This window comes from Arthrobacter sp. NPDC058127 (genome assembly GCF_042884555.1).
Lineage (GTDB): Bacteria > Actinomycetota > Actinomycetes > Actinomycetales > Micrococcaceae > Arthrobacter.
In genome coordinates, this window is record NZ_JBHVTT010000033.1 from 1 (window position 1) to 18,583 (window position 18,583).

The window sequence follows — 18,583 nt, forward strand, 5'->3', positions numbered from 1 at the left end:
TTCATCACGCACGACCTCGCCGTCGTGCGGCAGATCGCCGACCATGTCTGCGTGATGCAGAAGGGCAAGCTCGTGGAAACGGGCAGCACCGACGACGTCTTCGATTCGCCGCAGCAGGACTACACCAAGGCCCTGCTCAACGCGATCCCGGGCGCCAGCCTGATGCTGCCGCCCGTGGTGGCCTGACGCTGGTCCTGTCTAACGGGTCGGACACCGATGCGTGACCTTTAGTTATACGTCCTGGCGGAGGGGCGTAGAACTAAGGCCAGCGGTCTCCGGAAGGCTCGATCATCCCAAAGCCCAACCGTTCAGTGGGTAGACGATCCGCCAGTTCCAACCTTGTTCGTCATTGTTACCCAGGTCGTGGTCTCTTAGGTTGCTTACACCGGGACGGGTGACGCGCAGGCTGTGGCAGCGTGTTTGGACAGATCCATTTCGCTCACCTCGGCACCTTGGCTGACCGACAGTTCCAACAGGAGTAGCAAGAGCAGACTGGTGTCGACCATGATTGGTACTGCGCCTCGATGGTGAGTTGGTGGGGCTTCTTTTGAAGCCGTCGATCCGGCCGTCAACGGCCCAGTCCCAATCGAGGTACCGCAGAAGGTCGAGCGTTCACATCTTTGGTCTGGCCCCGTCGCCTCATTCATGCCTACACGATGCACACATGCCCATGTTCGCGGCTCCGAACGAACAGCCCAAGTACGGTTAGATCCAATTAACGCCCGGCCTAATATAAGACCGAAATCTGTTGCCCACAAACCGCGCTGAGGGTCGCTGGAGCCCCACGAGGATCGGATCTATCTGTCGAAGGGCCGGTGGATCCCAGAATGTGCAGGCGGGACGAATTGCTTTGGGTGCCAGCCAATCTCACCGGTCCCTTGGTCAACGGGGCAAATCGAGGCCCAAACCACTAACGCCCGATGTGTGAGACATGGGTCAGGTAATTTCGCCGGACTGCTTGGACTGGCCGCTGTGTATAGGGGAACCGCGGATGTGCAAACACTCTGAGCCTGCACGGGCGGCACCCCCATCGGTGCCAGCCGCCGGCTCAGCCCCGGACGGTTTTCCGTGATGAATTAAGGATCGATTAAGCCCTCCGCGCGACCCTTAGAACGCAAGCCCGACACACACCATTCGAAAGGAAACACGGACATGTTGCAAAAGAAGACTCGCCAAGTGATCACAGCAGGACTAGGTGCCGCGAGCCTCCTCATCGCAGCCCCGCCTGCCCACGCTGGATGTAATGTACAGGGCTGCGAGGGCGGCGGGCATGTGCTGTATCCCCCCAGCATTGGCACAGCGGTTTCGGGGGTTCCAGGAGGTCCAATCACCGCGACGGCGGCCTGGAGCCCGCACCCCGCGAACGTCGTTCAAGGCTTCATCGCGACGGGCTACCGGGTGCTCGCTAAAAGGTTGGTTCCCTATTTTGATACCAATACCAATACGACGAAATGGATCATCGTGGGCACCACAACGTCTGCTGTCCAGCCAGCCGAGGCCCGGACCCTATCTATGACGCTCCCAGAGACCGGCACCTACGCCTTCTATGTCCAAGAGATGGATAGGTACGGCACTTCCTCTTACTCGACCTCTTACTCGGCCGGCTCCAATCTTGTGAAGGGGCAGTAGCCGCGACCTGAAACTAGCGCGCGGCGCCCGGCCCTCTGGAATCTCTCCGAGGCAGCCGGATCGTTACGAATTCGGAGACGACGCATGTCAAAAGATCGAGGGGCGAAGTCACCGGGCCTTACACCTATGGAGCCGGTGATTCCACAGGACGGAAATTTGAGACTCCATCCTCTGTTCTTGAAGATTACCGCGGGATGGCCGTTACGTCGGAGCCGGTGGCACGTCAGGCATATTGCGTGTGCCCTGCGACAGGCCCGCAGCATGGGCCCGACTAACTATAGTGAGACGTCGTTCGCCGACGTTGTGATCGAGGAAAGCTGGAGAAAACCATGAAACAGGCAGAGGCTGCCCGCCAAAAGTTGTCCGACCGCATAGAAGCACAGGAGACATTAATTTGCGCCTACTTAAAACGACAGCGGCCACGCAGAAACCGGCTCATGAATCTGAGCGTCTGGGGCAGCGTCCTGTCCGTAACTTTGACAGCCGGACCGGCATTAGGTGGGACAAGATTCACGGCGGCTGTCCAAAGGGTCTTCTCCCTGCCGGAATCATCAATGGTGTGGCAAATTCTGTGCCTGTTAGCGGTCCTCTCGTCAGGCGTTGCCGCATTGGCCACAAACCTTGCGAGCTCCCACTCCGTCGCGGCAAAGGTCACTGCCGCTGAAAACTCCAGTGCACAGCTCGGCGGCCTAAAGTTAGCTTTGGACCTTGGGTACCTTGCTCTTGAGGATGCACTAAAACTGTTTCAGCAGTATATCGCCCTGGCACCATTCGTAGAGGGCAGGCCTGCGGCCATAAAGGATTATCGTGAGACCATGTAACACCGCTAGCCGACGGGGTGGGCCTATGCCGACGGCTGCAAGGTTGTTCAGAATGGCCGCCACCTAAGGATGGACGTGACCCAGTACGCGCCGTCTGATCGTCTATGCGTCCTGCAGCGGCATAGTCACCCGGAGCCTGTTGAATTGCAGAGAGATTGTGAAGCTGCACGGTGATCTAGAGTGCGTTGCCGTAGCGGGTTCGCAACAAGCGAAGCGTTTCGAACAAGGCAGCCGACCCCTCGTCCCAGGGCCCTTGCCGTGCAAGTACGGCACAAAGGCCGGATAGATCAGCGGCTATCCCGGGGTGTCCACTCTGATGGCCGCTTTCGAAGATGAAAGCGGTCGGATCGAACGCGATGGTTGGCAATGATTCTCCGTGTCCCTGAAGACCTTGATCGTGCTTGAGCAGTTGGCGGCGGAAGAGCAGATGTCCATAACCTCGACGTCGGACTGCTTGCCTCGGCTTTGGCCCGACTGCCAACAACGGTCACAGTCACCGCCGCGTTCCCTCGCCTGGTCATGAAGGCGGCGGCACTCCTTGAGTCTGTTGCCGAGTTCATCCGCTCCTCGACTGCAACAAACGCACGGCTTGGACGTTGATGGTGCTGCTGTTGTGGATCAACGGCTACCGCCACGACTTCACGACGGAGGAAGGTTTCGACCTTGTTGTGGGGGCCGCAGTCGGCGACATTGATCTGAGGGACTCTGCCGCGGTGATTACCCAGCATTTGGTTCCTCGCTAAACCAGTCCCGACTGCTCAAAAGGGTGTGCACAATGTGCACACCCTTGCCGTCGGACTGGGCCGTACCGGGGTCGGACTGGGCCGTACGCAGCATGTTTTCGGGACTTCCCAGTGTTTTCAAGGGCTGGAGTCCGGTTCGAGTCCCACCTCGGGCACAGCATTCCCCCTCGTCAGAGAGGTTTTTGCTTTAACGTGTGTACAAAGCTTGACAAGTGCCTCTGACGCTAGGGACGCGGGCTGGTGCCTGGCCGCCGCGGTGGCCTATGAAGGTGTGTGGGTGGCGGGTTCAGGGCCTTGGCTGGTGGGCCCTCCGCCTGCGCTGGGGTGGGGTTATGCGGTTCCTCGTTCCGGTTCTGTCGGGTGGGCCGTGGATGGCCAACACCCGTTCATGGTTCTGGTTTCGGGGTACGACATGATGAAACCGACTTTGGCGCGGAAGTCTCCTGGAGAGCTACTTCGAGTCCTAAGCTCCGTCAGCCGGCTGCGCGCGATCCTTCGGGGCGTGCATACCGATCATGGGGTGCGTGCCGGTGGCGGAACGTGGATTCCGCGAGGCCGGGACGGTCACCGCCGGGCACGGAGTCAACTACGTCTTTTGTGGATGAATGGCCTGCGTGCTCCTGCGCTTGCAGAGGAATGAAGTTGCTCGTCACCTATTCATGGCGTGAAGGGCCGCAACAGCATGACCCGAGCTGGCCAAACTGCCCTTCAGATGTCGTTTCTGGAGGGCCGCAGCCCTCTGGGGCCCCTTGACCCGGAGCATGGGTGTGGACACTGCCTACATTTTGCGGCGAAGCCCGATTGCATGACTTCTAGGAGCGACCGCTCTCGGTTTCGTCCGGTGCCCGTTGCAGTCAAGAATGGAATGGTGATTGAAGACACTCCAGTAGCATCTGGTCAAAGTGCTTTGCCAGGCCTTCCCGACCCGGCAGGCAGGGCCCTGAGGCTCGAGATTGAGGAGCTTCGTCTCGATAACGCCCGGTTGCGGAAGCTCTTGGAGGTCACGGAGGCCGAGTCGAGGGCTGCTCGTCTTGCTCAGCCGGCCATTCCCGTGGTGGTGCACCATGGCGAAGTGACTATGGATTCGCCCCCGGAAGCTAAGGTCCGTCTCTTCCAGGATTTGTTCCGCGCACGAAATGATGTTTACGCGGTCCGGTGGGAAAACTCACGGGACGGCCGCTCAGGCTGGGTTCCTGCGGTTGCCGGTGGCTGGCGCAAGGGTGCGAGTATGGCCGGTGCTGGTTTCTTGCCGCTCACACCGTTCGTTGTCGCTGACCATTTGCGCGGGCTGCAGCACGTTGGGCTCTATCCCTTGACTGAACAGGACACCTGCTGGTGGGTGGCAGCGGACTTTGACGGCAGTGCCGCAATGCTGGATGCGCTGGCGTATGTGAAGGCGGCCCGCTTTCGGGGAATTCCGGCGGCGTTGGAGGTTTCCCAGTCCGGTCGTGGCGCTCATGTGTGGATCTTCTTCAGCACTGCGGTGTCGGCGTCGGTTGCGCGTCGGCTTGGCACCAGCCTCATCCATGAGGCGATGGCATTGCGTGGCAGTATGAGCCTGGCCAGCTATGACAGGCTCTTTCCCTCTCAGGATGTTCACTCTGGCAAGGGCATGGGCAACCTGATTGCTGCGCCCTTGAACGGCAAGCGCCGTCAGCATGGCGCCACTCTGTTCCTCGACACTACGACCCTTGAACCATACGAGGATCAATGGGCGTACTTGTCCAGCCTGAACCGCCTTTCGGAGGGGGACGTTCGTGCCCATGTTCGCAGGCTGCCAGCAGTGAGGTTGGGACAAGAAGTTCGCCGGCTAGAGCTGCCGCAATCGTCCAAGGTCGTTCCGCGCCCTGCAGTCATCGTTCATGCGGTATTCGGCTCGCGTCTGAACATCAGAGCGGCAGATCTGGGGCCGGCGATGATCTCAGCCGTCAAGCATGCTGCGTCTATGCCGAACCCTGAGTTCTATGAGCGCCAACGACAGCGCCGATCGACATGGAATATCCCCCGATACCTGCGCAACTACGACGAAACGCTCGAGGGCGATCTCATTTTGCCCCGGGGGTTGCTCCTTCTCTTGAAGCGACTTGTCGAATCAGGTGGCAGCTCGCTGCGCATTGACGATCAACGCGCGGATGGCGTGGCCCAAAGCTTCGAGTTCTCGGCCCGTCTGCGCCCGGAACAACAAGATGCCGTGGACGCCGCAACAGTCTCGGAGCACGGAGTGTTGGTGGCTCCGCCCGGTACCGGAAAGACCGTGATGGCGTGCGCTGCCATAGCCATGCGTGGCGTCTCGACCCTCATCCTGGTTGATCGCAAGGCCCTGGCTGAGCAATGGCGGACCCGCGTGCGTGAGTTCATGGACGAAAAGTGCGGGCAGATCGGAGGCGGGCGTGCAAAGACGACCCGCCGGATCGACGTAGCGCTCTTGCCTACACTGGCGCGTCGGGAGAACATCGCCGAGCTGACCGGTGGGTACGGATTTGTCATCGTGGACGAGTGCCACCATGTTCCGGCGGCAGCGTTCAGCCACGTCATGAACCAGATCCAGGCACGGTACTGGCTGGGGTTGACTGCGACGCCGTACCGGCGGGACAAGTTGGACGCGCTGATCTATCACCAGCTCGGCCAGGTCTCGCACACCATCGAACCGGTTCCTCGGCAGCAGTTGCCGAGCCATGCAAGCGAGATTCCCGAGCCCGTGCTGGAGTTGAAACTGCATCGGACGTCATATACGTACGCTGGCGCAGCGGATCCGAGCGAGCCGGGCGGGATCTCCGCCATTTACAAGGACCTGATCGCGAACGAGGTACGCCTGCAGCAAATTTACGACGACGTCATGGCGGCCTACGAGCAGAACTCCCGAATCCTTCTCCTGACCACGTGGAAGGCCCATCTTGATTCATTCAGGTCCCGGTTCGAAGCGGCCGGACTGAATCCCGTGGTCTTCACCGGAGCAATGAAAGCCAAGGAACGGCAGGCGGCTGTCGATCTCCTTGCCGACGCCGATGACGCGCAGCCATTGCTGGTCCTGGGAACCGGCTCCTACATTGGCGAAGGTTTTGACTGCCCCAAGCTGGATACCCTGTTCCTTGCAGCGCCGGTTTCGTTCAAAGGCAGATTGGTCCAATATGTCGGCCGCGTTATCCGCCCATACCCGGGGAAGGCGGTCGCTACTGTTCACGACTATTTTGATGAATCCACGCCAGTACTGGCAGCGTCGCTGAACAAACGGGCACCAGGCTACGTCTCACTCGGTTTCCCAGATCCGCGGAAGATGACAGTCCGCTAGTGTCCGGCATAGAAGGGTAGATGGCGAGAGTGTGATGACCCTAGGCCTCCGGAACTGGATTGCCGCGCACCCGAAAGATGAGTGGAACGTGCTGTTGAGGCGGACATCCCGAGCCCATTAGCGGCAATTTTTTGCGCAGACCTGGACGTCCTTCAGAGCCGCGATGCCCAACGGCTGAAGCGCCTTGACGATGCCTGAACAACGAAGAGGTCAGCGCCCAGGCGGTGTTGTGCTTGTGCTTGTGCTTCGGCGTCGCGGCTCTGGCCACCGGCCACAACACCTTAGATTTCGACTGCTTCGCTTGTTTTGTTTGTTTCGTTTATGGGGTAGCGTGAACGTACACGCAGAAGGTGGGATGAAGAGAGGAATACGACAATGGCGACCCAGGTACCAACCCCGGCCTACCCGCACGGAAATGATTCTGAACTCGCGCGGAGGGCATTGAAGACACTGCGTCGCGCCGTTGAGGCGCACTCGGATCCACAGCAGCCGGTGGAAATGAGGGTTACCGACGGCGGGCAACTGGAGATGCCCCGTGCTGCTGCGGATCTGATGATGAGAATCCTTGGGAAGATGGCAGCCGGCCAAGGTGTCACGGTGGTCCCCATGAATGCCGAACTCACGACGCAGCAGGCTGCGGATATTCTGAATGTATCCCGTCCTTACCTGGTTGGGCTCCTTGAGTCCCAGGAAATCAAGTACCGAATGGTCGGAACGCACAGGAGGGTACTTGCCGATTCACTCTACGAATACAAGCGCCGCACCTCGGTAGCTCAGAAGGATGCCGCGGACGAACTGTCGGCGTTGGGCCAGGACACGGGGATTATCTAGAGTGGTTTTCACGGTCATCTACGATGCGAACGTCTTGTATCCGAGCATGCTCCGCGATCTCCTGATCCGAGTTGCCCAGGCTGGGCTGGTCAGAGCGCGCTGGACGGAGGCCATTCTCGACGAGACGTTCCGAAATCTAAAAGAGAATCGGCCGGACCTGGATCCGGTGAAGCTCGACCGGACCCGGGAGTTGATGTGCGCAGCTGTACCGGATTGCATCGTAGACGATTACCAACCTCTGGAGCAGGTCTTCATGGACCTCCCGGACCCGGGAGATGCCCATGTGATGGCAGCGGCACTGAAGGTGCAAGCCCAGGTAATCGTCACCAACAACCTCAAGCATTTTCCAGACGAAACTCTCAGCCCCTGGGGAATAGAAGCCAAACATCCCGATGACTTCCTCATGGATCAGTTCTATTTGGATGCGGTCGAACTGCACATTGCGATACGAAACATGTCCGAGGCTTACAGGAATCCACCGCTGGATGTCAACGACGTCTTGGACCGGCTTGATTCCGAGGGAATGCCTCAAATAGCCGCAGCTCTTCGCAGGTAAGCCGTGGATGTTCTGGGCGGCGTTTACTCAATGTCCGGGCAGCCGGCCCGGTAGCTGACGGCCGTTTCGCTTACACGTCATTTGGGTGGAAGAACTCAAAGAGAGGGCTGTGCACAATGTACACACTTTGGGCTTCGGACTGGGTCGTGCATCGGCCGGATTGGCTCGGATTCGCTATGTTTTCGGGAGTTCCCTGTGTTTTCAAGGCCCGGAATGCGGTTCGAGTCCCACCTCGGGCACGTGTTTCCGCAGGTCAGGGGGGCCTTTGGCCCTCTGACTGTGCACAGATCAGCTTTTTGTGTGCCCCATCGGGGGCTTTTGTGGTCCTCTGCCTCGCTTTCCTGTTCGGGGGAGTGGTTTGCGGTCTTGCTTCTTCATGGTGGGGTCGGGTTCGAACGGCATGACTTCTGCCTGACGAAGTGGGCCGGGCAGTTCGCAGCTGGGGGCGGTTCGCGGTAACTCAATGGTTTGCCGGGCGTTTCGGTAACTGCGTGAGTGTGCCGGCGCCCCCAGGCCGTGTTCGTCAGTTTTCGGCGCTGTTCTGTTAGCGGAGCCTTCGCTGGGTATGAGGGACCGGAGCGCAACTTGGGGTACCGGGAGCGGTCCAAAAGTTCGGGAGGAAATAAGCGACGGAGGAGCGCCGAGCGAAGTTTTGGATTGCGAGCGGCGCGTAGTGCCCTGGTTGCGCGGAGGTCCCGCCCGGCGACAATGAAACAGCAGGACGGGACGAAGCGTGAATCGTTCAGGGTACGACGTAGCTGCACAACGTCCCGTCTTTCGGGCGGGAGGGGTCTTCAGGCGTGATGGCGCCTCGTGAAACACGTCCGGCAGCGTTCAATGGAGGTCGGGCTGGCCTCCGCTCGGGTTGGATTCACGCGCTGGCCGCATCGCTTCCACGTCGAGTTCCAGGGCGACCTTCTCGTCCTCGGTGAGCGGGCGCACCGCTTTCTCGAACAGGGCCACACCGGCGGCCCAGTTGTCCCAGCGCCCGTCGCTGCGGATTGTGCTGGATGTTGATTCCAGCGCGCGCACCGCGGCAGCGATCAGGATAGCTGTGACGACGACGTCGTACGGCATGGCATTGGTGGTGCAGAAGGTCCACATGTCCGGGTGGGAGGGCTCGATGGTGCCCTGCAATCGGAACGTCTCATGGGCCTGGCTGGCCGCCGCGAAGCCGTTCAGCCGGATCCCTTCCGCATCGTTGAGGATTGGTAGGCCCTGGCCCTTCGGCCCGCAGACGGTCACGGGGGCGGCTTCGATGATCTTGCGGGCGTCGGCAATGACATCGGCCGTCGCGATGAGGCTGGGGAAGTAATGCGTGTAGCCCATCAGTGCTCCTTCGGCTCTTCAAAAATCTATCTCTGTAGGGGCACGAAGGCCCGACTCACCGGCATGGCGACATCATTGCTTCAGGATCTACCTATGCTTCGGAATCTGCCTGGATTCACCACCGAGTGAGCATGTGATGATCGCAGCAGTTTGCCGTGTTACGGCTTAAGCATTGCCGCCAGCCGGCTCGGGAGTGCGGGGGCACCCTTCGCCGCTCGGTCACCTTCCCAGCGCTGTTCGGGGCGTTCTCACGGGGCTGCCCTTTGCTATTGCAGTCGTCTGATCGCAACTATTGCGTACGGCCGCACGGCCTCGCGGGAGAGGACATCGCCGTAGGCGCCAGGTAGGCCTCGCATCCGCCCGAGCAGCACATTCTCGATTGCAGGGAAGAACCGGGAACGGGACACGCACTCGGGAGGAAGAGCGACTTGCACCACGGCGGGTTCGCCGAGGGTTCGGAGCAGCTGTGCGTGGTCCCGTGCGCCGGCCGCGAAATAGATGGCTTCGCCGCCCCAGGTTCCGAGGAGTTCCGAGACTGCACCGGCATCTTCCTCGAGCACAGGACCGATCGTGAGGCAGACGAAGTTGCGGTCTCCGCGGACCTGAGATTCGGCGGCGAAGATTGTGCTGTCCTTCAACACCTGGGCGACCGTCTGGCTGATGTAGCCCAGGGCTTCCGCACGATCGAGCCTGCCGTCGAAGAAGCCCTGGGAGGGGAGTTGGAGACCGGCGGACCGTATCGAATCGAACTCGTGTGGCATCAGGCGTGTGAAGTGCCGTGCAAGCAGGTGTTGGCCGAGCAAGGCGGACTTCACCGCTTCGCGTCCCTCTTGGGGGATGGCCAGGTCTGCCGGGTGATCGTCGTGTGGGACGTGTCGATCGAGCTCGGCAAGGTTACTGGCGAGGGGCCCGGGCCACGTTTCCGGCGCGCTTACGTCAATGACTTCGTCTGCAATCAGCGTAGCCACCAGCCGTCCCTTCTCTTCCATTTTTCTTGAGCAACGCGTGTGCGACGAGCGCCTCTCTGGTCGACTATGCCCACTGAGAGAGCTCGGCGATGGTCAGGAATGGAAAGGGACCAGACACGTGGCCCGCCGGTATAGGGCGTCGCGTTACAAACGCGGCTTTGACCTCGTAGGGTTCACCGTTTGGGCGCCCCGGGAGGCGGAGTGCCTTGGCGACTTGGGACGCATGCGGGGCGAGGTCTGCGTACTTTCGCCCCAGCTGGGTCGCGTATGCAGGCTTCTTGTCCCTGTCAAGGTAGAAGTCGTCGAGCTGTCCGCGGAGTTGTGGGATCGCATGGACGCTCGCAGGATCCTTTGCTTCGAGCAGCCAGATGGTCGGGTCTCCCGGCCTGCCGGCGACAATATCGATTTCAGTAGAAAGGGATGGAAGGTTGAGCCGATCGGCTTTCGTCTCCTTGACGTTCCGGACGACGTTCCAGCCCGACTGCGTCAACAGTATAGAGACATCAGTCTCAAGTGCACGGTTCTTGTATTCTCGAAAGTCCCCGAGAGCGCGCTCGAGTAGTTTTGGTGCGGGCGGCAGCGTCCAAGGAAGCAGGCCCTGTTCGAGGTACATCCTGTACGTGCTCAGTGAGGCGAGCAGATAATGAGGAGCCACGGCTATTTGCCCGTGGCTGAGCTCGGCAAGCGGCTGCACAAGCAGCCTCTTCTTCCGTGTTCGCGCGAGCCACGGGCGCCACGGCTCGGAGTTGAATCCCTCGGAAGTGGACGTCAGGAGGTCGATTGCCGCTGCGATGCGCGCGGTCCCGTCTTCCGTCTCGCCCAGAGCGGTCCAGGCCGCTACGCCTTCTATCAGTTTATCCCTAGTGGCAACTGCAACTTCGGGTCCGTCTGGGGGGAGCGGCCAGCTGGCGAGACCGACGAGTGTGGTGTAGATGTCTGTCGCCGATGCTCCGAATGCCTGAGCCATCGCGTCCTGCACATCCGAAGCCCGTGGGTTGTCCGGGATTTCCTCTGGGGAGTAGTCGCCGAGTGCGTCCTCAGTGATGGCGCGTGCAAGGGATTCCTCGTTGAGGGCGTATGAAGTGCCGTCGGTGGGGAGCGGGTCGGGGACGATTGCGATCTCGAACAGGTCGTTGATCTCGATGCCCGAGGGTGTCACTTGGTGGTGCACACGTTCGCTGCGCATGGTCGCCTCCAAGTATGCGTTGGCGGCGGCGAGGACGGGGGCCCAGGCGGCTGCGCCGAGGTCCCGGTTGCCGGAGGGGGCCATTCGAAGGGCGGCCTCGACGATGATCTCGTTGGCGCGTCGGAGCTGCAGGGCATCAGCCTGGGTCTGGGTCGCGCGTTCGACGGGGTCCCAGCGGAGGGAGAGGCTCTTGGCGGAGCTGCTGATGCCGCCGAGTGTGCGGTTCCTGTTGTCGACCATCCGCTGCAGCTGTTCGAGGCCGTACCCGACCAAGCGGTCTCGGTCGTATGCCGCGAGCCTCTCCTGGAGGAGCCCGAGTGCGATGGGGGCGAGCACGTCACGATCGAGGTTTTTCGCCGGGGCGCCGGTGTAGGTCCCGGGCTCGACTCCCTGTAGTCGGACGCGCTCGGCGATGAGGCGGTCAGCCTCGGAGACGAAGGCCGGATCGAGCGCCACCGGTGGCGGAAGGTGGTTGCGTGTGGTGATGCTGCTGCCGACGTCGAGGGTCATTGTGGGCGGAGCCGCCGCCCATGCGGCAACGACATGCTCGGCGTTTTGGGCGTGCACGCCTGCAGCAGTCAGCAGTTTACCGACGACTCTGCGGAACTCGTCCCGGATGGCTTCCGGTGAGCCGTCTGCAATTTGCAGGAAGCGCTCGAAATCGACGTTGATGTCAGCGTGTACGATCCCCCGGTGGTCGCGCCTGTGAGCCGTGAGCTCGAGCGATCGCCGGGAATCCGGTTGGTCGGCAGCGGTTAACCCGATCACATATCCCGCGATGTCTGTCTCGGAGTGGGCCGAGGTCCAAACCCCGTCGATGGCCGCGACGCCGAAGGCAATCGCGCCAGCCATCCTGTCAAAGAGCTGCCTGTGGTCGCGGTTCTGCCACGAGGGGTTCGCCGCAGAGACCGCTACCGGAATGGGGCCCGTGTGGAGAGACCATCCCTCGGGCTGGGGCCTGTGGTGATGGCCTGCTAGTGGAGTCCGGATCCCGGCGCTCCGGCTTTGCTTGGCCCAGCGGTAGACTGCGACGGGCGAGGACCCCGCGTGGTCGACACCGATGGTGTCGCGGAGTGCCGGGAGGCCGAGAGCTGCAAGCGCAGTTTCGACCGGGGTCCAGGATGCGGCCCTGTCCCACTCTGCCTCGCCGGCATGGGGTGCGATCGACATCACCGAGGGTGAGCGGCCGCCCGAGAACATGCTTTTCCCGTTCGCCCGCCACCATTCCCAGTAATCGATGGCCTCGTATCCGAACATTTCGGGAGCGTCGGGGCGTGTGAGGTCGTTGCAGAAGTTGAGAAGGTCGAATTCGTGGTCGGCGCTTGTGGAGATCCACCGCAGATCGTCCAGCGACATGCAGGCCATCGACGGCAGCTGCGGCGCGATCACATGGTGGGGAGTGGACACGATCATCAGGGGGACGAGGGTCGTTTCCTGAGGGACCGAAATCCCGCCTGCTGCCAGCGGGATGCGCGCCTCTTGGGTCTTGGCCTGCTTGGCTGCTCCGAGGACGGCTGGCATCTCCCTGACCTCAGTCGCGGTCGCATCGAGTTGGGAGTTCATCTGCAACGCCAGTCCGAGACCTTCCCCTGCGGGAAGGACCCACTGCACTACGTTCCGGGGGGAGACGGCGGGGCCGTCCTCCATATCTGGAGCCCCGACGAGGTCGGACGTGAATCTCCACAGATGGCTTCGCGCGGCCTCGGCTGAGCGCTGGGCAAACCTGAATCGTGCCGGGCCGCTGTCCCTGAGCGTTTCTGCGAGCTCGCCGATGGCGTACCCGACGATTTCCGGGATAAATGCCAGGGGCAGCCATCGTGGCTCCCCTCCGGATCTGGCCCGGACCCGAAGGAATCGGCCGAATGGGCTCTGGGGATGGCCTATGTCGAACGTGGATTCACGGGCATCGCAGGTCATCCACTCGAGTGCACGCCGCACCTCCTCGCTTGAGACCAGATGCTCAGGGGTGCCCGCTCTGAACACGCGCAGCGCGGAAGCAATTTCCGCCTCTGTCACAACCGGCCGTTCGGGCCCCGGATCTTCGCGTGGCCAGCTTTCCGCAACGTGTTGCATCGCAAAGTCCGCGTACCCGAGACCGACCTGAAGCACGTGGGAGATGCCGAATCCCGCTGTTCGGATCAATTCATCGTCGATGGAGTCGATGAGAAGGTGGGCGCGGTCGACGTCGGCAACAGGCCGCTCGACGCAGCCTGGGAACAACCTGACTGTCGAACCGCCCAGACGGACCCGGACGTTCAACCGAGGGTCGGCCGGCGTGTAGTCCTCGGCCATCAGAAGCTCCGGCCGCGCCTTCCGTGCACCACGCAAGAGTGGACCTATTAGAGAAGGATCAGCATGTTTGGAGCGCCGGCTGTCGACGTTCAAGGCGGTGTGCGCGAGCAGCCCGACTGACGTCCAACGGTCGCGAAGGACAGGCGAGGCGCCTGCGGCGAAAAGCAAGGCCCACAGACTCTCCTTCTCAAAACTGGCCAGAAATTCTGGCATCGGCATTTGCCGCGCCCTGGCCGGCTTCCCACCCTTTGAGCGCCCCATCACCGATTCAGTCCCCCCAAAGACCCGCTATTTCTTGGAGAGTACCCGAATGAACATCTTGAAGGAAGAACATCCCACGGCACGGCGAGGCGGACGTCGACTCGGTGGTGCAGCACGCCGCAAGGCCACCGATCAGCTTGCTGCCGCGGGTCCTTCGGGTCTCCTCAGCCGGGGCAGAGACCGAACAAGCCCACTGCCGAAGGCTGCAGCCTAAACGAGGGTCTGAGGGCATGATGGACTCGCTTTGCGTTATCGCAATTCATGCTGCTCCTGCTGGGTACCAGCGTGTCATGAGTAGATGCACAGCACCGAGACGGGGCTATCGCACAGCGAGCGGTCGCGCGGCCTGCCCTCCATGCGGCGGCTACGGTTCGTACTCGTCTCGGTCTTGCTACCCGCCGGCCTATTCGCCACGGAGCGGCGTGGAGTTGGATCGGTCGGAGCAAGAACGAGGCCGAGCTGGTCACCGGGCACCTCAACCCTCACCTATACGCCAGCCGAAGTGCGGGCCCTGACACCTCTTCGTCGCACCCTCCAGTTACGAGCAGGGCTGCCTGATCTTCGCGACGTCTTTCTTTTGCCACGCATGGGATGACCGGCGCTGTGCAGCGACGGAACTGCACGACCTGCTTGAAGCGGAGGGGGTCTCGGTCTGGTTCAGCGAGAGGGACATGCGCTTGGCGAGCCATTCCTGCGAGAAATCGACAGGGGACTGGCAAAGTCGCGTACGGGCCTTGTCCTCGTCACTCCTGCATTGCTGAAGCGCGTCGACAGCCGCGGGGTCTCCGATAAGGAGCTTTCGGCACTCTTGGCTCGCGACCTGCTGATTCCCGTCGTGCACGAGACCACCTATGACGAACTTCGGTCCGTCAGCCCGATGCTCGGCTCCCGAAATGGATTGGACACGGCCGAGGATTCGATGGCAGTCATCGCCGCCAAGATCGCTGAGATGGTCACCGTCGAGGACGACTTCCTGCTCAGAGGGACGGACTGAGCGACTAGCTGCGTGCCAACCTTCTCGACGTAAGCGCAGTTTCGGTGGGCGCCCAAATAGCCTTTACAGGCGTTTGCGCCGCACAGAATCGTCTCATAGCGGAAACTGATTTCGGCGAAGTCCGCAGCCGCCGACGGCTTTTCGTCGGGCGGAGGGCTGAGATGGTCAAAAAGCGCTGAGCCGTCAGGACCAGGCTCAGCGAGCCAACAGCCGATTCCTTCTGCAACTTGGTCGAGACTTCTGTCAAGCAGTGCCGCGAAGGCTGGAATCTCCATCTGCGTATACGCAAGAACCGGGCTTAGGACGTTGGGGCGGGCGGGAAGGTCGGTGGCGATGTCTCCCAGGCCAAGATGGAGCCAGCCGTTCCGAAGCCTGCGAAACGGCTGCGCCGTCACTGTCTTCAGATCTGCAGATTCGGCCAGAGAAGAGACGTGGTCAACCGCTATCGGAGGAAGGCCTTCGACCCTCGTGTACAGCTGCTCGATCGAACGAGCCGCGTGATGGAGCACGACGAACCGGTGCTTAAGCGAAGCAGCATCGCAGGACCCGCAGCATTCGACGTTTGCCCACCGCCGTGCGGCTTGAACAGTCGAGTAGATGCTGATGACGCCGAGTGCGAGTTCGGTTGTGAGTTCTCCGGCGAAAGTCGCCGGAATCGCTTCGGAGATCTTACCGTCCCACCATGCTACTGCCGTGTTGGTGTGGTTCCCATGCTGGGAGAAATTCTCAGCACTCGCGCTCACCAGTGCTGAGGCCAGTTGCCCAATCCCGGTAGCAAGTGTTTGCAGATGAGGACCCCACGAGTTCATGTCCATACCGCGGTGGGGAGGCAAACCTGCCATGAAGTGGCCAGTGACGTTGGTGAGTAGCAATTCGGAGCCATCGGAAATGACTGAGAGGTCGTCGCGTAGAACGTCGAACTCTCGCCCAGACCGGTCATCGGGATAAAAGGCTAGATGCGTGGCGTCAATTAGTTTCTGGAAGTCCGCGACGACGCTATCAAGTTGCCCGGGACGGCCGTCGAAGAACTTTCCTCCGTGCCTGGCCGCAGCCGTAACGTCCTCTTCCCAGTCGAACTCCAGCTCAATATTATGAACGTCTCGAATGTTCTTTTGCGCCTCGTAAGCGACCATGGCTCCCCACTGCAGTAGGGGCCATGAGCGTGGATGGAATCCTGCGGTGAGTCCGCTGCCCGTTACGTATCGCAGGTCAGCGGCAGCGATTGCAAGCGACACCTGCTCGTGGAGTTCCATGGAATGCGATCCTACATGGAACGAAGCCAACGCCTTTTTGGCGCCGTTCAGGGAATTCTCTCCGTGTCCTGTACGTTGCAGTCGCCGACAAACCATCAACAGAGAAGAGATGCTACTTTCGTGGCAAACGGTTACGATGAACTGCGCACCGACGTCAAGGAATCCCAGGAGGACTCCCCGGAGGCACTGATGTCCGCCAAAGCGCCTGACGCGAAGTCCGTGGTCACGAGACTGATATTTCGGATGGCCTGACTCGGGGTGGCGAGTTCATTGCCGAAGAGCTCGTCGTGCAGGTCATTCCTAGGCCGATGACGAGTTCACGTGTCACCTCCTTCCTGGTGCGCCACCGTTCGCCGAAGGCGCGTGCGAAGGACGGCCATGCCTCCTGCGTCGAATGTGAGGGCTGAACACCATTTCTGGCCGGCTGTCCCGGAGCATATCTGGGACCGTATCCGTGAGGAATTTACCCGGCCGACTGCGGCAGAACCGTAAGGCCCGGCCGTAGGGAGTGCCCTCGTTGGGTTCTACGGTTTGTCCTCCAGAACAATCCTTCGCCCGGACACTGCACGCGCTGGCTCTACGTCAGCTCAGAACTCACACCGACCCACTGCAATAAGGCCCCCCATGCTACCGAAGACATAACTATCGGCCGGGCAGGGACCTACCTCTTTCATCGGGTTTCAGATGCGGCCTACGGCGTGAAACTCGTGTGGGTTTAGGTGAGACATCCGTCGCGCGCTCGGCGATCATTTAAGCTATGAGAGATCCGCGCCCCGATTTAGGCATTCCCGAGGATCGAGCGGTAATTTTCCATCACGTTGGGCTAATCCTCAGTCAAGCGAACCTGATCGACGGGCGACTTATCCAGCTGGGATCATGGCTTTCTGATCCAGCGGACGCAAACGTGCATCGAGGCCGGTGGGTCAAGATGAATCGCGCGGTCGAGAAGCGCAAAGCCATTGCGAGCTTACTGCCAGGGTCGTGGCAGCATCGCGACCCGCTCATCGAAGGTGTGCGGAGCTGTTTTGACTACCGGAACGCCTTCGCTCACGCTTCTCTTGACTTCGAGCTGGGTGGGCCACCGGACTACCACGTCGAGTGGTCGTGGCTCACGGCGAGCAACGCAGACGCGGCCAGGGTCACGCCGATCGATCTCAGCGTCTTTCGTAAATGGGAATTTCGATTCGAAGCAGTTAATCAAGCGCTCAAATACGTCTTAGGCCCGGGTCGATTTTTTGTCGAAACCCAAAACTTCCCACTCGACCAGATAGACCTTCGAGGAGCCCTCTTGAAGGGTGAGCATGACGACTGGTCTCTTGTTCCCGACGATCAGGTGGACTCGTGGCAGGAGGCTGTAGATTGGCTTTTCCCGAAAGCCGTCTACGCCGACGTAGGCAACCGACCCGCGCGTACATGAATTTGGGCGGTTTGGCAGTTCATGATCGACTCGTCAAATGTTAAATACCGAGCCGCCGCGTAGCCACCCAACCGCCGAGTGCGGCTGAAGATCGTGGGGCAAGAGATGGTGACGGGCTTCCGCTACATTAGGATCTGACGGTGGGTCTTTGCCGGCATTTGCAACGAAATAGTATTGGGGTACTTAATGTCAAACAGCCAGTCTGGGTTCTTTCCGAAAGGCAGGAAGGAGTGGATGCCGTTCGTGCTCCTTTTCCTTGTTCTAGTCGGAGTGGCGATTCAGTGGGCGATCAGCGCCAACAAGTCAGCTGTCGGTTTCACTGGGGTCGTGGCAATTGCGACCCTCATGACGTCAATCGCTCAGTATAAATCTGGGTTGCGTCGAATTTTGGTATTCGTTCCGTACGGGCTCGTAGTTATTGCGAGCCTCGTGTGTATGAGTATCGATTTGTATTTCGACTACCTCGCCCCAATCAAGGTCCTGTCTGACGTTACTTGGACTAGTTGGATCACTCCAATTGCTGCTGCGGGCTTAGCTGCCGGAACCTGGTGGGTAAAATTGCGAATGGATCCGCCGCCAGCGCCTTAGTTTTGATATCGAGGTTTCAACTCGTGATCGAGATACCGACCTAATAGAGCCATCGCAGTGTTGCCCGTATTCCGGTAGAGGCCTTATTGCCTGCCCTCGGCGCGCGACCGAGGGAGGGTCGAAGGCGATTTGCGGCATGAGCCCGCTTATGGAGGCTTTTGTCGATGGTCATTGGTTTCTGCCCACGTGCGGCCAGCTGATGTGCCCGCTGGTGGGTAGAACTGCCCGGTGAATGGTTCGGCGGCATCTGGCCGGGACTACACCAGGCTGCCCAGTCCATCGCGTTCGGCGCCCTGTAGGGCCGCACCTTTGGCCATGCCGACTTCTCCTGACCTGACTTCGGTCAATCGGCTTAGTGCCTGTCCCGTGGGTTCCGGATCGCGTTGAGGACTGCTTGTTTGTCGGCTGGGATGGCGGGTGGGAATG

General features: G+C 60.7%; 14 protein-coding genes and 1 pseudogene. 10 read left to right on the top strand and 5 right to left on the bottom strand.

Annotated elements, in window-relative coordinates; translation table 11 throughout:
* A pseudogene (locus ACFVTG_RS24320) lies at positions 1–186 on the top strand (ABC transporter ATP-binding protein); the annotation flags it as partial.
* A 194-nt stretch (positions 187–380) separates the two neighbouring features.
* Here the strand turns inward: ACFVTG_RS24320 and ACFVTG_RS24325 are convergent.
* Complete coding sequence (locus ACFVTG_RS24325; RefSeq protein WP_390283497.1) at positions 381–506, bottom strand: hypothetical protein; 126 nt, start codon at positions 504–506, stop codon at positions 381–383.
* A 646-nt stretch (positions 507–1,152) separates the two neighbouring features.
* Between ACFVTG_RS24325 and ACFVTG_RS24330 the strand changes: the two genes are divergently transcribed.
* The 6 genes from ACFVTG_RS24330 (at position 1,153) to ACFVTG_RS24355 (ending at position 7,869) form a co-directional block, all read left to right on the top strand.
* Entirely contained in the window at positions 1,153–1,629 is a 477-nt protein-coding gene (locus tag ACFVTG_RS24330) for a hypothetical protein (protein WP_390283500.1), read from the top strand.
* A 329-nt stretch (positions 1,630–1,958) separates the two neighbouring features.
* Positions 1,959–2,450 carry a hypothetical protein gene (locus tag ACFVTG_RS24335; RefSeq protein WP_390283503.1) on the top strand — a complete coding sequence of 164 codons (492 nt, stop codon included), beginning with the start codon at positions 1,959–1,961 and terminating at the stop codon, positions 2,448–2,450.
* A 599-nt stretch (positions 2,451–3,049) separates the two neighbouring features.
* The gene (locus tag ACFVTG_RS24340; RefSeq protein WP_390283506.1) at positions 3,050–3,193 is read left to right on the top strand and encodes a hypothetical protein; all 144 of its coding nucleotides are present in this window, start codon (positions 3,050–3,052) and stop codon (positions 3,191–3,193) included.
* A gap of 1,078 nt (positions 3,194–4,271) precedes the next feature.
* Positions 4,272–6,482, top strand: a complete 2,211-nt coding sequence (locus tag ACFVTG_RS24345) for a DEAD/DEAH box helicase family protein (protein WP_390283536.1) — start codon at positions 4,272–4,274, stop codon at positions 6,480–6,482.
* A 375-nt stretch (positions 6,483–6,857) separates the two neighbouring features.
* Positions 6,858–7,313, top strand: coding sequence for an excisionase family DNA-binding protein (locus tag ACFVTG_RS24350; RefSeq protein WP_390283509.1), 456 nt, complete (start codon positions 6,858–6,860; stop codon positions 7,311–7,313).
* 1 nt (position 7,314) lies between these two features.
* Complete coding sequence (locus ACFVTG_RS24355; RefSeq protein ID WP_390283512.1) at positions 7,315–7,869, top strand: PIN domain-containing protein; 555 nt, start codon at positions 7,315–7,317, stop codon at positions 7,867–7,869.
* A gap of 834 nt (positions 7,870–8,703) precedes the next feature.
* Here ACFVTG_RS24355 and ACFVTG_RS24360 read toward each other — a convergent pair.
* The 4 genes from ACFVTG_RS24360 to ACFVTG_RS24375 all read right to left on the bottom strand — a co-directional run bounded on the left by ACFVTG_RS24360 (position 8,704) and on the right by ACFVTG_RS24375 (position 16,152).
* A complete protein-coding gene (locus ACFVTG_RS24360) occupies positions 8,704–9,198 on the bottom strand; it encodes a hypothetical protein (protein ID WP_390283515.1) in 495 nt (164 codons plus the stop codon).
* Between the two features lie 266 nt (positions 9,199–9,464).
* Complete coding sequence (locus tag ACFVTG_RS24365) at positions 9,465–10,166, bottom strand: hypothetical protein (RefSeq protein WP_390283518.1); 702 nt, start codon at positions 10,164–10,166, stop codon at positions 9,465–9,467.
* Between the two features lie 64 nt (positions 10,167–10,230).
* A complete protein-coding gene (locus tag ACFVTG_RS24370) occupies positions 10,231–13,863 on the bottom strand; it encodes a hypothetical protein (RefSeq protein ID WP_390283521.1) in 3,633 nt (1,210 codons plus the stop codon).
* 891 nt (positions 13,864–14,754) lie between these two features.
* Complete coding sequence (locus tag ACFVTG_RS24375; RefSeq protein ID WP_390283524.1) at positions 14,755–16,152, bottom strand: hypothetical protein; 1,398 nt, start codon at positions 16,150–16,152, stop codon at positions 14,755–14,757.
* Positions 16,153–16,272: 120 nt separating this feature from the next.
* Between ACFVTG_RS24375 and ACFVTG_RS24380 the strand changes: the two genes are divergently transcribed.
* The 3 genes from ACFVTG_RS24380 (at position 16,273) to ACFVTG_RS24390 (ending at position 17,569) form a co-directional block, all read left to right on the top strand.
* A complete protein-coding gene (locus ACFVTG_RS24380) occupies positions 16,273–16,404 on the top strand; it encodes a hypothetical protein (protein WP_390283527.1) in 132 nt (43 codons plus the stop codon).
* Between the two features lie 56 nt (positions 16,405–16,460).
* Positions 16,461–16,559 (top strand): hypothetical protein, encoded by a 99-nt coding sequence (locus ACFVTG_RS24385; protein WP_390283530.1) that lies wholly within the window; start codon positions 16,461–16,463, stop codon positions 16,557–16,559.
* Positions 16,560–16,909: 350 nt separating this feature from the next.
* Positions 16,910–17,569, top strand: a complete 660-nt coding sequence (locus ACFVTG_RS24390; RefSeq protein WP_390283533.1) for a hypothetical protein — start codon at positions 16,910–16,912, stop codon at positions 17,567–17,569.
* Positions 17,570–18,583 lie beyond the last annotated feature (1,014 nt).

Bases quoted from the DNA above. Each gene is read 5' to 3' on its own strand.
- ACFVTG_RS24325 (WP_390283497.1), bottom strand. From the start codon at position 506: ATGGTCGACACCAGTCTGCTCTTGCTACTCCTGTTGGAACTGTCGGTC.
- ACFVTG_RS24330 (WP_390283500.1), top strand. From the start codon at position 1,153: ATGTTGCAAAAGAAGACTCGCCAAGTGATCACAGCAGGACTAGGTGCC.
- ACFVTG_RS24335 (WP_390283503.1), top strand. From the start codon at position 1,959: ATGAAACAGGCAGAGGCTGCCCGCCAAAAGTTGTCCGACCGCATAGAA.
- ACFVTG_RS24340 (WP_390283506.1), top strand. From the start codon at position 3,050: ATGGTGCTGCTGTTGTGGATCAACGGCTACCGCCACGACTTCACGACG.
- ACFVTG_RS24345 (WP_390283536.1), top strand. From the start codon at position 4,272: ATGGATTCGCCCCCGGAAGCTAAGGTCCGTCTCTTCCAGGATTTGTTC.
- ACFVTG_RS24350 (WP_390283509.1), top strand. From the start codon at position 6,858: ATGGCGACCCAGGTACCAACCCCGGCCTACCCGCACGGAAATGATTCT.
- ACFVTG_RS24360 (WP_390283515.1), bottom strand. From the start codon at position 9,198: ATGGGCTACACGCATTACTTCCCCAGCCTCATCGCGACGGCCGATGTC.
- ACFVTG_RS24370 (WP_390283521.1), bottom strand. From the start codon at position 13,863: ATGCCGATGCCAGAATTTCTGGCCAGTTTTGAGAAGGAGAGTCTGTGG.
- ACFVTG_RS24375 (WP_390283524.1), bottom strand. From the start codon at position 16,152: ATGGAACTCCACGAGCAGGTGTCGCTTGCAATCGCTGCCGCTGACCTG.
- ACFVTG_RS24385 (WP_390283530.1), top strand. From the start codon at position 16,461: ATGACGAGTTCACGTGTCACCTCCTTCCTGGTGCGCCACCGTTCGCCG.
- ACFVTG_RS24390 (WP_390283533.1), top strand. From the start codon at position 16,910: ATGAGAGATCCGCGCCCCGATTTAGGCATTCCCGAGGATCGAGCGGTA.